Annotated in this window: 10 protein-coding genes; all 10 read right to left on the bottom strand. The window is 69.9% G+C overall.

The window, feature by feature from the left end; translation table 11 throughout:
* The coding region (gene ribB, locus VKH46_06060) for a 3,4-dihydroxy-2-butanone-4-phosphate synthase (GenBank protein HKB70390.1) at positions 1-976 on the bottom strand (976 nt) is incomplete at its 3' end.
* Positions 973-2,331 carry a hypothetical protein gene (locus tag VKH46_06055; protein HKB70389.1) on the bottom strand — a complete coding sequence of 453 codons (1,359 nt, stop codon included), beginning with the start codon at positions 2,329-2,331 and terminating at the stop codon, positions 973-975. The genes VKH46_06055 and ribB, both read right to left, overlap by 4 nt.
* Before the next feature lie 358 nt (positions 2,332-2,689).
* Positions 2,690-5,659, bottom strand: a complete 2,970-nt coding sequence (locus VKH46_06050; GenBank protein HKB70388.1) for a POTRA domain-containing protein — start codon at positions 5,657-5,659, stop codon at positions 2,690-2,692.
* Positions 5,656-9,567, bottom strand: coding sequence for a translocation/assembly module TamB domain-containing protein (locus tag VKH46_06045; protein ID HKB70387.1), 3,912 nt, complete (start codon positions 9,565-9,567; stop codon positions 5,656-5,658). The genes VKH46_06050 and VKH46_06045 overlap by 4 nt, the downstream gene beginning before the upstream one ends.
* Complete coding sequence (locus tag VKH46_06040) at positions 9,564-10,421, bottom strand: NAD(+)/NADH kinase (protein ID HKB70386.1); 858 nt, start codon at positions 10,419-10,421, stop codon at positions 9,564-9,566. Before VKH46_06040 ends, VKH46_06045 begins: the two co-directional genes overlap by 4 nt.
* A gap of 60 nt (positions 10,422-10,481) precedes the next feature.
* A complete protein-coding gene (locus tag VKH46_06035; protein ID HKB70385.1) occupies positions 10,482-11,219 on the bottom strand; it encodes a TlyA family RNA methyltransferase in 738 nt (245 codons plus the stop codon).
* A complete protein-coding gene (locus VKH46_06030; protein ID HKB70384.1) occupies positions 11,216-11,530 on the bottom strand; it encodes an antibiotic biosynthesis monooxygenase in 315 nt (104 codons plus the stop codon). Before VKH46_06030 ends, VKH46_06035 begins: the two co-directional genes overlap by 4 nt.
* A gap of 1 nt (position 11,531) precedes the next feature.
* Positions 11,532-12,047 (bottom strand): AAA-associated domain-containing protein, encoded by a 516-nt coding sequence (locus VKH46_06025; GenBank protein HKB70383.1) that lies wholly within the window; start codon positions 12,045-12,047, stop codon positions 11,532-11,534.
* Between the two features lies 1 nt (position 12,048).
* A complete protein-coding gene (locus tag VKH46_06020) occupies positions 12,049-12,855 on the bottom strand; it encodes an ABC transporter ATP-binding protein (protein ID HKB70382.1) in 807 nt (268 codons plus the stop codon).
* Positions 12,848-14,419 carry an ABC transporter permease subunit gene (locus VKH46_06015; protein ID HKB70381.1) on the bottom strand — a complete coding sequence of 524 codons (1,572 nt, stop codon included), beginning with the start codon at positions 14,417-14,419 and terminating at the stop codon, positions 12,848-12,850. The genes VKH46_06020 and VKH46_06015 overlap by 8 nt, the downstream gene beginning before the upstream one ends.
* Between the last annotated feature and the right edge of the window lie 630 nt (positions 14,420-15,049).

Raw genomic sequence — 15,049 nt, 5'->3', positions numbered from 1 at the left:
AGACCGTGTCGTGTCCCTGGTCCTGCAGCTCGTACGCCTTGAGCTTGTTGAAGAGGCCGATCCCCCTTCCCTCCTGGAGGAGGTAGAGCAGGACCCCGCGCCCTTCGGCCGTGATCTTCTCCATCGCGAGCTTCAACTGCTCGCCGCAATCGCAGCGCGAAGAGCCGAAGACGTCGCCCGTCAGGCACTGCGAGTGCACCCGCACGAGCACCGGCTCGTCCTCGCGGATCTCCCCGGCCACGAGCGCCACGTGCTCCTCGTGCGTCACGTCGCTGCGATAGGCCACGACCCGGAAGTCGCCGTACGCGGTCGGGAGCGAGGGAGCGGCGATCCGGCGCACGAGCCGTTCCGTCTGCATCCGGTACCGGATGAGATCCGCGACCGTGATCAGCGTCAGGCCGTGCCGCGCGATGAACTTCCGGAGGTCCGGCAGCCGCGCCATCGTGCCGTCGTCGTTCATGATCTCGCAGATGGCCGCCGCCGGGGTCATTCCCGCGATGCGGGCGAGGTCGACCGACGCCTCCGTCTGGCCGGCGCGCTTCAGGACCCCGCCGGGCGCCGCGCGCAGCGGAAACATGTGTCCGGGGCGGAGCAGGTCGGAGGGCTTCGTCGCCGGGTCGATCGCGACGCGGACCGTTGCGGCCCGGTCGGCGGCCGAGATCCCGGTCGTGACCCGGCCGCGCGCCTCGATCGAGACGGTGAACGCGGTCCCGAACGGGGACGTGTTGTCCTCGACCATCGGCGGCAGTCCGATCTCGTCGCAGCGCTCCGACGTGAGAGACAGGCAGATCAGCCCCCGTCCCTCCCGCGCCATGAAGTTGATGGCGTCGGGCGTCACGCGCTCGGCGGCGATCGCGAGGTCGCCTTCGTTCTCCCGGTCCTCGTCGTCGACGATGACGACGAACTTCCCCTGCCGGAAATCCTCGATCGCCTTCTCGATGTCTTCGAACTCGTTCGCCCCGCGCTTCCCGGTCACGTCGCTTCCTTTTCCTGCTTTTCGACCGCCTTCGGCGCGAACGGCCGGTCGGAGAGCACCTGGCGCTTGCCGATCTCCCGGATCAGGGTCTTCGTGTAGATCTCGAACTGGTGCGCCGCCGAGAGGAACGTCTTCGTGGAGCAATCGCGTGCGAAACCGTTCGCGAACCGGTCGAACACGGACCAGTCCTTGAACATGAGATACCGCATCCCGCCGCGACGGAACGCCGCGAGGTCGTCGGCGAACGCGTCGAGCCGCTTCTTGTCGGGCGACTCCTGGAACCGCCGGCAGGACACGACGAGTCCCCAGAGCTCCTCGCGCAGCCGCAGGGACTGCTGCCGCCGCGTGACGTGCTCCGGGAAGATCCGGCGCGCGTCGACCGGCCCCGAGTACGCCTCGGCGAGCGCGAGGATGTTCTGCTGGAAGAGATCGCGGAGGATGCCGCAGGCGTTCTCCATCCGTTCCTGCGCCGTGCGCGATTCCTTCAGGTGCGCGACGTCCACGAGCTCCCCTTCGAGCACCTTCCGGAGCTCCATCTCGGTCGAGAAGAGGAGGCGGTCGAGCACGTCGGAACGCCCCGATTCCTCGGGCTCCTCCGCGATGAGCCGGGTCCGGATGTACTCCGAGAGCGACTGCGCGAGAGACCAGATCCGCGAGAAGAGGACGAGGGTCCGCCGCCGCGACGCCGTCCGCGCCATCGTCGCGGTCGCCACGTCGGCGTAATGCAGCGCCTTGAACAGCCCGATGAACAGCGTGCCGAGCTCCCGCCGGGCGCGGCGATCGGCGACGCGGTCCATGATCCGCGCGAGCGCCCGCTTGTCCGCGCTGTTGAACAGCGGGAGCAGGTCCTCGCGGAAGAAGACCCCGAGGTTCGGGTCGTCCCGCAGGTTCCGCAGGAGCGCCCGCCCCGCCGAGACATAGGTCGCGTGCCCGATGTACGGAGAGCGCGCCAGCTCGTCGAAGATGCGGACGAAGTCCTCGATCTTCTCGACGGCCTCCGCGATCTCCACCTCCGCGCGCGCGAGCCGGAGCTCCCGGCGCGAGGCGTCGATGGAACCGGGTGATATCTGGCGCTCGAGGTACTGGATGAACGAGGCGAAGTCCTCTTTCCCCTCGCCGAGGAGCTTCTGCGTGACCCGCCCGACATAGATCAGCGTGTCGCGGGCGATCGCGACCTCGTCGACGTAATTGCGGATCGCGATCCGTCCCCGTTCCTCCGGAGAGAGGGGCAGGTTCTCGACCTGGAGGAACGCTTCGATCCCCTTGAGCCACGTCTCGAGCTCGAAGAGGTAGTCGTATCTCACCTTCTTCGAGAAGATCTCCGGATGCTCGAAAAGGGCGACGCGCGAGGACATTAGCTCTATTTTACTCTAAAAATAGGGGTTCTCCGCCGGCGGCCTGCGGCGCTCGAACGTCGGTTCGGCCTGCCGGATCCGCCGGGCCGCGGAAAAGAGGGCTTCCTGAATCCTTTCCCGGCCCACGAAACTGGATCCGCGCGGCGGGAGCATTCGCGATCCGAGCCGCGCGAGCGTCGCGAATGCGACGGTCTTCGGGCTCTCATTGGTCCCGTCGGGCGCCGAAGCGGTCGAGGGCAGGAGCCCGAGCCGCGAGAGGCCGACGCGCGGAGAGCGTTCCGTGAAGTAACCGAACGGAACGCCCGCGCGGCGGGAGCATTCGCGATCCGAGCCGCGCGAGCGTCGCGAAGGCGACGGTCTAGAACGCGTAGCCGATGGAGAGGAAAAGCTTGTAGGTCGGCTCCTTCTGGACGACCGTGCGGTGGTCGATCGGATCCGTGTTCCCCGTCGCCCGGTCGAAGAGCAGAAGGGGCGCGTCGATCGTTCTCGGATGGAGGACCCGCCCGAATTCGAACCGCAGCGGCCCGACGGGCGTGAGATACCGGACGCCGAATCCGACCGTCTGCCGCAGACCGCGGTCTCCCTCGATGCCGAGGTGGAAGCTTCCGTCGCCCCAGACCTGAGTCGCGTCGTAGAAGAGCTGGCCTCCGAAGTTGCCGGCGATCGGGAACCGCCATTCGACGTTGAAGCCGGCGATCGACGATCCTCCGACGACGCGCGGGCCGAAGTCGCAGTTGAAGTTGGCTCCCCCCTCGGGGTCGATCCCGCGGCAGGTGCCCCGTCCCTCGTCGCCCGCCTTTACCGGCACCTCGATGACGGAATAGTCGACGGTCTCGTCCGAAATCCCCTCGACCGCGTACCCGAAGCCGCGATTGGACGTCCGCCCCCCGGCAAAGAACCGCTCGGCGATCGGGATGCACGAGGCGGAGGACGTCGAAACTCCGCCGATGACGCACCCCCCGCCGACCCACCCCTTTCCCGCCCGCACCGACCCGGCGAGGACGCCCCCGAGAAGCGGAACGTAGCCCGAGAGCTGCGCGTACGCCTTCACGTACCGGGCATCGGCGGCCAGGAGATTCGAGGGGAACGCCTTCTTCGCGAAGGCGCTGAAGAAGAGGCCGCGATGCGGGTCGATGATCTCGTCGCGGGTGTCGTAGAGGAGCGTCGCGCCCACGGTCTGCTCCGCGATGTCGCGGTCGAAGGGCTGGATCGTCTGAAGCTCGAGCCGGTCGGTGTTGCCCGTCGAGATCCGCTGGAATTCGTACCGGAGTCCGACGCGGACGCGCCCCGTGAGCTGCCGGGTCGCCTCGATGAACGCGCCCTGCCGCCGGATGTCGATCTTCTGGATCGGCTCGCGCGCGTAGAAGATCGAGGCGACGAGGGGCACCTCGGCGCCGAAGAAGAACGGGTCGCGGTAGTTCAGGAACACGCGCCCCCGATTCGTCTCCGGCGCGTAACGCGATTCGAGGGAGATCGACCGCAACGAGCCGAAGAGGTTGTTGTAGCCGATGCCGAAGAGGACGTACGGGCTCTGCTCCCCCGTCTCGGCTTCGTACTGGTACCCGGCGCCGTAGAGGAGGGAGAGGGGCCTGCCGGGGACCACGTCGATCAGCACGTTGCGCTCCGGCGTCGAGGGATCGGGCAGCGCGCGGCGGGCGTCGACCTTCTGGAAGACCCCCGTCCGCGAGATGTCGCGCTGCGCGTCGAGGAGCTTCGTCTCGGAGAAGGGTTCTCCCTCCTCCCACGACACCGGCAGCAGGATGCGAGACGTGAGCGTCCGCGCGTTGCCGCGCACGATCGTCTTGCCGAAGAACTCCCGCGGACCCTCGCGCACGAGCTGCGTCACGTCGGCGAGGCTCCGGTCGGGGGTCAGCGCGACGCGGGTCTCGACGCCCGCCGACGTCCAGCCGCGATCCCGGTACCACGCGAGGATCTCCGCCCGGTCGTCGGCCGCCTTCTGCGCGCTGTAGGCGCCGCCGGGACGAAGCGTGAGTTTCCGGCGAAGCGCGGTCCGGTCGCCGAAGGTGACGCCGTCGAGGTCGCTCGATCGCACCTCGGTCCGGGGCCCTTCGGCCACGGCGAGCGTGACCACCATCGCGCCCGCTTTCGGCCCGGGCGCGATCCGGGGAGGGACGGTCGCCGCTTCCGTATACCCGTGCACCCGGTAGAAGCCCTCGATCGCCGTTCGATCGTCGGCGAGGACCGCGTCGACCAGGCGCCCGCGATGGAGGAGCGAGCGCGGGCGCGTGAGGAGGAGCGCCCGGATGCGGGATTCCGGGAACCCGTGCACGCCCTCGAGCACGATCGACGAGACGTACTCCTTCGGCCCGCGCTGCACGGTCAGCGTGACGGTGATCGGAGTCCCCTTGTCGTCGATCGTGTAGTCGACCTTCGCCTCGTGATACCCGGCCTCCTGGTAACGGCGCCGGAGCGTGGCGACGTACCGGATGAGGAGGTCCTCCTGGAAGACCTGGTTCTTCAGGAGGTTGGCGAAATCGCGCCGGACCTTTTTCTCCTCGACCCCGACGGTCTCGAACACGATCGGGGGTCCGATCTCCACCCGGAAAACGGGAGCGGCCGTGTCGCCGTGCGTCTCGACGCCGATCAGGCGGACCTCCGCCTTCAGGCGACCCTCCGCGACCAGGAAATCCTGGATGGCCTCGGCCGCCTTCCGGGCCCGTTCTTCCCGGTACCGGTCGCCGCTCTTGAGCTTCGAGACAGCGATCAGTTTCGCCGGCGAAAAGGGCGACGGATCGCCGTCGAAGATCGGAGCGACGAGCCGCGTCGGCCGGCCGGGCGCGATCCGGTAGATCACGCGGGCCTCGAACCGCGCGCGGTCGAACTCCGTGCCGGCCGTGACCGCCGCCTGCGAGAACCCCTCCGTCGCCAGGAACCGCTCGATGCGTCCGATCCCTTCCCGGATCTCCGGCTCCTGGTACGGGCCTCCCACGGCGAAGCCGAGGGCGCGGCGGAGCGCGTCGGCGGAGACGGGACGGTTCTCGAAGCGGATCGAGCCGACGCGGTAGGCCCGGAACAGGTGCACGGTCACCGCGACCCGGTCGGGGGGGACCGGCTCGCCGTCGACCTCGACGTTGGCGAACCGCTCGGTCGCGTAGAGATTCTGGACCGAGCGGCGCACCGCGTCCTCGTCGAGCGGGCGCCCCGCGCGCAGCTCCACGAGCCGCACGATTTCCGCGCCGTCGACCGGCCCGTCGGCGTCCCACGCGACCGACGCGATCGTCCGTCCCTCGAGCCGCGGCTCGGCGCCGGCCGCGGCGAGCGGAAGGAGCATGACGGCGACCGCCGAGACCGTCCGGAGCGTCCTCAAAACCGCTTCCGAAACTTCACGCCGATCGAATAGACGTTGTTCTCGTCCTTGCTCGCCTGCAGCACCTTGTTCGCGTCGATCTGGTATTCCACGAGGACGACCGACTGCGCGTTGGTCTCGGCGGAGTACGAGTACGTCACCGACAGGTCCTTCGAGAGATTCTTCCCGATCGTGATCACGGCGCCGCCGGAGGAGCCGGGCGCCGACTGGAGCACGGGGTCGACCTGGAAGCGGTCGAGCCGGAAGAGCTGCTGGACGCGCGAGGTGACCGGCCGGAACGCCAGGCCGGCGAGGCTGCCGACGACCGACGAAGCGGTCGTGCTCTCTCCGCCGCGCGCGCCGGCGCTCTCGGGCGCGGCCCCGGTCAGGAGAAGGTTCGCGATCTGCTCGTTCGTCAGCGGCGGATCGGAGGAGAGGTTGAACTGCACGCGCGATCGTCCGCCGAGCGTCCCCACCGCCTGCGCGTTGATCGCGTATCCCTTGACCTCCGCGGTCGCCGTGACGTCGATGATCGGCTCGGTCCGCGTCGGATTCCCGAACGAGATCGTCCCGGAGACGATCTCGTACTTGACGTCCTGGAGCGTGATCTTCCCCCCCTCGTCGATCGATATCTGGCCGAGGAGAACCGGGTCGGCGAGCGTGCCGCGCGCGAGGAGGTCGACCGAGGCGGTCAGGCGCGCGAGGTTGTTGCGCACCTCGAGCGCGGCCGACGAGACGACATGGACGTCCAGGGCGACGCGGTCCTGCCACGTCTCGCGCGCCCCCTCGTACGCGATCTCGCGGTTCTTTCCGAAGAGGCTCGCGAGCGTCGGCGCGAAGTCCTTCGTGTAGGTCCCCGAGAGGAGCGTGACCTCTCCCCGCACGGTCGCGTCTTCCGGCGTGCCCGCCGCGGTCAGGTCCGCGTTCGCCTGAAGGCTCAGGTCCTCGAACGAGCGGAACGTCACGTTCTGGGCCTGCGCGACGAGGCGGAAGGACTTGAGGGCGTAGCCGTCGAGCTGCGCGTCCCCGGTCACGAAGAGGTCGCCGCCGCCCATCCGCGCCCGGAGGGCGTCGATCGAGACCCGGGTGCCCGCGAACGCCACCTCGGCTGCGATCGCGTCGAGGACGTAGGGCGAGTCCGGTGACTTGAAACGTCCGTCGGCGAGAGTCGCCCGGCCCGTCGCGAGCGGCCGGCCGACCGTTCCGGAAAGCGAGAGCCGCGCGCGCAGGTCCCCCGACAGCGTCGCCTCCGTTTCGGCCAGCCGCTCGAGATTTCCGGCATCTGCCGCGAGCGTCAGCGTGCCGGAAAGCGCGCCGCCGTGCGCCACGTCGACCGCGAGCGAGGCGTCGACGCGCGTGCCCGGCCCCTCGAACGCGGCCTTGTCGACGGCGACCTTTCCGTCCGCGTACCGGACCGCGAACGGCGCGGCGGCGGCGAGCGCCGCCGTGCCCGACGCGAGGCGGAGGCGCGAGACCGTCAGCCGCGCATCCCGGAGCGCCCATCGGTCCGGCGCGAGGTCGAGAGAGCCGGAGGCCGCGATCTCGCCGCCGAGCCCCCGCGGCAGGGCGGGGAACACGGCGGCCAGAACCGAGACGTCGGGCACCGTCACCGAGACGTCGACCCGGCGCTGGCGCCCGGTCAGCGGCCCGCGGGCTTCGACGCTCCAGCGTCCCGGAGCGCCCGCTTCGAGCGCGAGGGCGCCCCGGTCGACGGCGATCGTCGCCGCCGGCGCGAGGGTATCGGGAACGGTGTGTCCCATCACGCGAAGCTTCCGCGTCTGCACCGACGCGCGGATCGTCGGCCGGTCCAGCGTCCCGCTCCCTTCCGCGTGGAACGAGACCTCTCCCTCGAGATCGCCCGAGGGCGAGAGGAGCGCGATCTTCGCGAGCGGGAGGTTGTCGGCCGAAAGCCGGAACGAGAAGCTCTCCCCCGCGAGCGTGTACGCGCCTTCGCCGCCGAAGACCGCGTCCCCGATCTGGCCGCGGATCGACTTCAGCGCGAAGGTCCCCGGGACGAGCTCCAGCCGGGCGGCGACGCGGTCGACCGGCTGGCCCCAGACGGTCGCTCGCTCGAGCACCATGTCGCCGCGCCCGCTCATCGCGTTCTTCGTGCCGGAGACCGGCAGCGTCCCCGTCACCTTTCCCGTCACCGGGAAGTCGAGCGAGAAGAACTTGAGCAGCCGTTCCACGGGGAAATTCCCCGCTTCGGCGGTCACGGCGAAGTCCGGGCTCCCGGGCTTGGGCGCATAGCGGACCGTACCGGTGAGCGCGAGCCGGGAGTCGCCGTCGTAGCTCCGGAGCGGGTGGAAGTCGAAGGCGCGGTCGGAGACCGACAGGTCCGCGTAGACGGTGCCCAGCCGCAGACCGGCGTATTCGGCGTTCTCCGCCGCGAGTCGGGCGGAGACCTCCGGCGCGCCCCACGTCCCGCCGAACGTCCCGTCGACCTTCCCCGATCCGGCGAGGCCGAAAGGCGGCGCCGCGCGCCGGGAGATCGCGCGCGAGAAGTTCGTCGCGACAAGGTCGAGCGCCCGAAAATCGTCGGACGCGATCGAGAACCGGAAGCGCGGCGCCCAGACGCCGAGCGCGAACCCCCCGTCGAGAGCGAGCGTGGACTCGGGGAACCGGAACAGGACCTTCTCGAAATCGAGGAAGCCGCGGCGGACCGCCACCGGACCGCCGCCCGAGAGCGGGACGCCGTCCCCCGAAGGAACGATGTCGAGCCGCGCGCCCCCGTCGGCCCGATCGATGTCGCCGCCGCGCCAACGAAGGCCGAGCGAGAGGTCGGCCGCGCCCGCCAGGCGCGTCCCGGGGAGGTCGATGTCGCCGAAGAACCGCTCGACGGAGATTCCGCGCGCGTCGACGACCAGCGAGAAGTCCTGGGGAGAGCGACCGAACCGGGAGATCGTCAGCGCGCCGTCCAGGCTCCCCCCGTCGAAGCCCGCGCGCTCGATGTCGGCGGTCAGACCGCCGGCGTCCGCGGAGAGGACCGCGTCGACCCCGGTGAACACGAACTTCTCCGCCGCCAGCAGCGGGAAGCTCGCGCGTCCCGTGACCCGCAGAGGCGCCCCCTTCCCGCCGCGCACGCCCGCCGAAAGCGTTCCCCGGCCGCGGAAAGGAAGCTTCAAGCCGAAGAGGCGCTCGACCGGAAGAAGGTCGAAGCTCCCGTCGATCCACGCCGTGACGACCGGCGCCGACAGGTTCGGGATCTCTCCGATCGCGTGAATCGTCCCGAAAGCGCCCGAGACCTGGAGTGCGCCGACGTGGAGTCTCCCGGCGTCGAGGTCGAATCGGGCGTCGAGGTCGAACGGCACCTTCACCGCGCTCCCGAGCGCGAGACCCGCGACGCGGCAGCCGAGCCTCCCTCGGAACACGTTCGGGGCGCCGGTCGAAGCGAGCTCCGAGACGAAGCCGTGGAGCCGGAGATCGAGCGGGATCCGCTCCTCGTTGAAGAGGAACGTTCCGGCGGTCACCGCGACCGTCCCGATGCGGACCTTCAGGCCGCCGCCGCCGCGGCGCCGCAGGCCGGCCGGGAGGTTGTCGGTTCCGTCGGAAAGCACCGCCACGTGGAATCGCGGGCGCGAGAGCGAGATCGACCCGATCGAGAGCGTCCGGCCGATCAGCGAGAACCGCCCGCCGATCACGATCTCGGACGCCTCGAAGAACGGGCGGGTTTCGCCCGGGGCGCCGGCGACACGGACGTCCTTGATCGCGACGCCCGGCGGGACCAGCGAGACGGAGAGCGACTCGAACGAGACGGGCCGCTCGAGCGCCGCCGAAGCCGTGCGGACGATCCAGGCGCGCGTCGCCTGCTGGAACCGTTCGGAGCGGTAGACCGCGTACCCGCAGGCGACGGCGAAAAGGAAGAGGAGCCCGAACAGCCGAACGGGCGCGATCCGGGCGAGCGGCGGGGGCGCTTCCGGCGCGCTCACACGCCCCAGTTGAGTTTCTCGGAGAGGGTGGCGAAATAGTCGCTCTGCGGGCGGCGGAGCAGCGTGACGGTCCGCCGGGCCACGCCGGCCCGCAGCACGCATCCCGACGGCAGCCGGAAGCCCTCCTGCCCGTCGAGCGTCAGGTAGATCCCTTCCGCCGTGCCGGCCTCGAAGGCGACCTCGAGAGCCTTCCCCGCCGGAAGGACGATCGGGCGATGCGTGAGCGCGTGCGGGCAGATCGGGGTCACGATGAATCCGTGGACGTGAGGATGAAGGAGCGGCCCGCCGGCCGAAAGGTTGTACGCGGTCGATCCGGTCGGGCTCGAGATGATCAGCCCGTCGGCGCGCATCGACGAGAAGGGCTTCCCGTCGAATCGCAGCGTGAAGCGCGCGATGCGCGACAGCGCGCCGCGGTTCAGAACGGCGTCGTTGAGGACCCGGAACTTCCGCGTCCGCGCCCCCGCCTCGCTCACGGAGACCTCGAGCAGGCGCCGCACGTCGCGATCGAAGTTGTCCGAGAGGACGTCGGCGGCGAGCGACCGCACCTCGCGCTTCGACACGCCGGTCAGGAACCCCAGCGTGCCCAGGTTCACGCCGAGGATCTCGGCCCCGTCGCTCGCGGCGCGCGTCGCGGAGAGCAGCGTGCCGTCCCCGCCGAGCGACACGACGAGCCGGCGGTCGCGGGGGATCTTCCGCCGCGGAAATCCCTCGCCGCCGCCGAGCGAAAGGGCCGTCTCGTCGTCGACGAGCACGTCCGCGCCGCGGCGTTCGAACTCGTCGAGGAGCTTTCGCGCGAGCAGCCGCGCGGGCGCTTCCCTCTTGGCGAGGAGCGCGATCTTCGGGCGGCTTTTCACGCCGAAAACTCTAACAGCCCGGCGGTTGCCGCGGAAGCGTTTCTCGTCGTCCCGGGAGCTTCACGCGCCTTTTCGGAGGCCGAGGAGGATCTCTGCGTTGCCGTGCGCTCCCGCGATCGGGCTCGGCACCGCCCCGATCCGCGCGAGCCCGAGAGGAGACGCCGCCGCCGCGACCTCCTCGACGACCCGCGCGCGCACCTCCGGGTCGAGGACGAGGCCGCCGGGACGGACCTCCTCGCGGCGCGCCTCGAACTGGGGCTTGACGAGCACGACGACCGACGCCCCCGGCGCGAGCCGTTCCGCGACCGCCGGGAGAACGCGGCGCGCCGAGATGAAGGAGACGTCGATCGCGGCGACCTCGATCGGATCGGGGAACTCCGCCGGATCGAGCCGTCGCGCATTCGTGCGCTCGTGGAGGACGACGCGCGGATCCCCGCGGAGCCGCGAGTCGATCTGACCGTAGCCCGTGTCGACCGCGTGGACCTTCGCCGCGCCGCGCTGCAGCAGGCAGTCCGTGAAGCCGCCGGTCGAAGCGCCGACGTCGAGCGCCGTCTTCCCGCGGCAGTCGATCGCGAACGCGTCGAGCGCCGCCGCGAGCTTGACGCCCCCGCGGGAAACGTACGGATGTTTTCGCGCGGCGACCTCCACCCGCGCTCCCGGCGCGACGCGCTCCCCCGCCTTGTCGGCGCGCCTCCCGTCGATCGACACCCGTCCCGCGAGGATGAGGCCCCGCGCCGCCGCGAGGGAGTCTGCGGCGCCCGCCGCGATCATCCATTCGTCGAGGCGCGGATTCTTCAGCCGCCTCCCCCCGAGCGAAAGGAGGCGATCGACTCGAAGGCCCGTCCGTGATCGAGGTCGAAGGCGACGCCGAACGCCGAGAACCGCCTCTGCGCCTCTTCCCATTCGGGTGAGGCGGCCGCCACGAGAAGCGCCTTGCGCGAGAGCCAGAGTGTGACCCAGACGTACCGGCCGTCCGCGTCCCGGAGCACGTGCACCGCCGAGCACCCCATCCGGCCGCTCACCATCGGGAGCGCCCATTCCCCCGCGAACCTCTCGAACTCCGCCGCGCGCGCCGGATCGACCGCGAATTCCCAGATCCGGCCGACCATCCTATTCGCCCGCGTCGATCGAGAGGAGCTCCTCGTCGGCGTCGTACGCGAACAGCTCCGCGTACCGGCCCCAGTTCACGATCGTCTTGAACATCGTCTCGGGATTCTCGTCGGGGAGCCACACGGCGAGCTCCTCGAGCAGGACGTCTTTCGGCAGCCGCTGCTCCTCCTGACGGCGCAGGAGCGTCTCGATCGCGTCGAAGAGGGGCAGCTTCCGGATTTTCTCGCGGATCGTCCTCTTCTTCTCGTTCATCGGAAGCTCCATCGTCCGCTTCCCGGCGGGCTGGAGCACGACGTCGGTGCCCGGCGTGTCGACGAGCCCGAGCATTTCCGCCGCCTTCACGACGGACAGGAGCTCGCCGAACTCGATGTGCAGGTCGCGCGTCAGCCGGCCGATCGGCTCGCGCCCTCCGCGGTCGTCGAGCGTTTCCAGCAGTCCGAGCACTCGCGAGATGCCGCACACGGGCACCGGCTCGATGTCGAAGGGAATGGCGGGAGGTTCTTCTCTTTCCTTCATCTCAGGTGATCAGCGCGAATATCTCGCTCACGATCCCGTTGAAGGCGGGGTCGCGCCGGTCGCGCGGCCGCGGAAGCTCGATCCGGCGGTCGGTGACGATCTGGCCGGGATGGGACGACAGCACGATCACCCGGTCCGCCAGCTCGACCGCCTCCTCGATCGTGTGGGTGACGAGCACGGCGATCGAGATCAGGATCTCCGGGTCGCGGAACAGGTCGATCAGCTCTTCCCGCAGGTTGATCGTGGTCAGGGCGTCGAGCGCCGAGAACGGCTCGTCCATCAGCAGGACCTTGGGCTCGACGGCGAGCGCCCGCGCGAAGCCGACCCGCTGCTTCATTCCCCCCGACAGCTCCCTCGGGTACGCCTCTTCGTATCCGTCGAGCCCGACCTTGTCGATGTAGAAGTTCGCGCGCCGGCCGCGCTCCTCCGCCGAGAGCCCGCGCGCCTCCAGCCCGATCTCGACGTTCTCGATGACCGTGAGCCAGGGAAGGAGCGCGAACGACTGGAACACCATCGCGCAGTCCAGGTTGACCCCCGCGAGCGGGGTGCCGTTATAGAGGACCTCTCCCGAGGTCGGCGCAACGAGCCCCGCCATGATCCGGAGGAGCGTCGATTTCCCGCACCCCGAGGGGCCGACGACCGCGAGGAACTCGCCTCCCGCGACCTCGAACGAGACGTTCTCCAGGACGACGAGAGGGCCGGTCGGCAGCTCGTATTCCTTCGTGATCGAACGGACGGAGAGCGAGACGGGCTGTTTCCCCTTCCCCGTCGCGGGCTCTCCCGTCCGGACCGCCGCGGTTTCAAGCATCGATGCGGAATCTTACGGAAGCGGCCGCGTAAAGTCTCCTCCACACGAAGCGGTTGAGGAGCCCGATCACGAGCACCATCGACACGATCGACCACACGAGGAGACGCGTATTCCCCGAAACCGTGGCGCGAACGAGGAGTTGCCCGATCCCGGGCGCCTCGTAGACGCGGTGGCCGTACGTGACGTACTCGGAGAGGATCAGCGCGTTCCAGCCGCCGCCCCATCCCGTCACGCTGCCGGTCACGAGCGACGGCGCCATCGCCGGCAGGATCGCGAGTCGAGCCCGGCGGTGAAACGGCAGGCCGAACGACCGCGTCATCTCCTTCATCTCGCCGGGCACCTGGCGCGCTCCGGCGAGCGCGTTGAAGAGGATGTACCACTGCATCCCCGTGAGCACGAGGAGCACCGCCGCCAGATTCACGCTTCCCAGCGCGCGCACGACGAAGAAGACGATCAGCGGGAAGAACGCCGTCGCCGGGATGGACGCCGCGACCTCGGCGATCGGAGTCGCGATCCGCGCCACGCGGTCGTTCTCGCCGACCCAGAGCGACAGCGGGATCGTCCAGCAGAGAGAGATCGCGTACGCGACGAGGAGCCGGCAGAACGAGAAGAAGAGCGCGGCGGGGATCTTCGCCACCTCCGCCGGGATCGGCGGCCGCAGGAACGCCGCGAGCAGGAGCAGCAGCGCGAGGGCGCCGGCCGCGGCGGCGAGGAGGAAGAGGGTCCGCGCCAGGATTCGGAACGCGTGCAGCAGGCGGCCGCGCGCGGAGTCGCGGGGAACCCGTTCGAGCCGCTCGATCGGCCGGTCGGCCCCCGACCAGAGCCGATCCCAGAACGCTCCGAGCGCGTGGGCCAGACCGGTCGAGCGATACGCGTCGTAGACCCGGCTCTCGCCGGCCGCCCCCGCGGTGAATTCGAAGCGGTACTTCTCGGCCCAGACCGTCAGCGGGCGCCAGACGAGCACGTCGAGGAGGACGACGATCGCCACGAGCGTCCCGATCCCGGCGAGCATCCCGCGCAAGTCCGCGGACTCCATCGAGCGCTGAATGAACGAGCCGAGGCCGGGGAGCGAATACGAGCTCTTCCCGATGGAGATGATCTCGCACGCGACGAGGAAGTACCACCCTGCGGCCCAGGAGAGGATCGAGTTGTAGACGAGCTTGGGCACCGCCGCGGGAAGCTCGAGCCGGCGGAACCGGCGCCACGAGCTGAGGCCGAACGCGCGCGCCGCCTCGGTCGAATCGGTCGGGAGCGTGGTGACCGCCTCGTAGACGCCGAAGGCCATGTTCCACGCCTGCCCCGTGAAGATCAGGAACACCGCCGCCATCTCGACGCCGAAACGGCCGCCGCGCGTCAGGGCGATGAAGAAGTACACGGCGGCCGGGAAGAATGCGAGCACCGGAACCGACTGCAGCACGTCGAGGAGCGGGATCATGATCCGTTCGGCGCGCTTCGACCGGCCGGCCGCCACGCCGTACGCGACCGCGAACACGAGCGCGAACCCGTACGCGACGAGCATGCGGAGGAAGGAGAACGAGGCCGCGGCGGCGATCTCGCGGGTCATCCCGGCATTGTCGCCGCCGGCAGACGGCGCGGGCAAGGAAATTCGGCAGCAGGCGTGAGGGAGAAATCACCGCTCCGGACCCGGGCGCGGAAAGAGCGGCTGCGGAAATCGCTGCGCGATTTCCGCAGCCCTACGACGATCGATGACTCGGCCGGTCGAGCCGGAGCCTTCCGCGCCGGGTAGAACCCGCCCGGACAATCCGTCGCGGCGCAAAGCGCCGTCTCCTTCAGATACCCCGTTCGAAGTGGTTCAACCGCGTCGCCGAACGGCTCGATGAAGAATGCTCTCCTCCCGGAACGGGCTTTCTGCGCGGGTGTCGCGGTTCCGCCTCCTGGCGTCCGCGCGCCGCGCATCGGCCTCGTAACAAAGTCCTCGGCATGCGCCGCGCGGCGCCACCGGAGGCGGAGCCGCGACAGGACCCGCGCCGCCGACGCCCCCCTATTCGTACCGCAGGGCTTCGATGGGATCGAGCCGCGAGGCCTTCCGCGCCGGGTAAAACCCGCTCAAACCCTCCACCGCGGTGCGAAGCACCGCCTCCTCAAAAAAAGCCCGTTCGAAGTGGTTCAACCGCGTCGCCGAACGGCTCGATGAAGAATGCTCTCCTCCCGGAACGGGCTTTCTGCGCGGGTG

It is taken from the genome of Thermoanaerobaculia bacterium (genome assembly GCA_035260525.1).
GTDB lineage: Bacteria > Acidobacteriota > Thermoanaerobaculia > UBA5066 > DATFVB01 > DATFVB01.
This window is presented reverse-complemented; position numbering and strand designations above follow the sequence as displayed.

What these genes read in the sequence shown, in the direction of transcription:
- VKH46_06055 (HKB70389.1), bottom strand. Translation starts at nt 2,331, where the DNA reads ATGTCCTCGCGCGTCGCCCTTTTCGAGCATCCGGAGATCTTCTCGAAG.
- VKH46_06030 (HKB70384.1), bottom strand. Translation starts at nt 11,530, where the DNA reads ATGGTCGGCCGGATCTGGGAATTCGCGGTCGATCCGGCGCGCGCGGCG.
- VKH46_06025 (HKB70383.1), bottom strand. Translation starts at nt 12,047, where the DNA reads ATGAAGGAAAGAGAAGAACCTCCCGCCATTCCCTTCGACATCGAGCCG.
- VKH46_06020 (HKB70382.1), bottom strand. Translation starts at nt 12,855, where the DNA reads ATGCTTGAAACCGCGGCGGTCCGGACGGGAGAGCCCGCGACGGGGAAG.
- VKH46_06015 (HKB70381.1), bottom strand. Translation starts at nt 14,419, where the DNA reads ATGACCCGCGAGATCGCCGCCGCGGCCTCGTTCTCCTTCCTCCGCATG.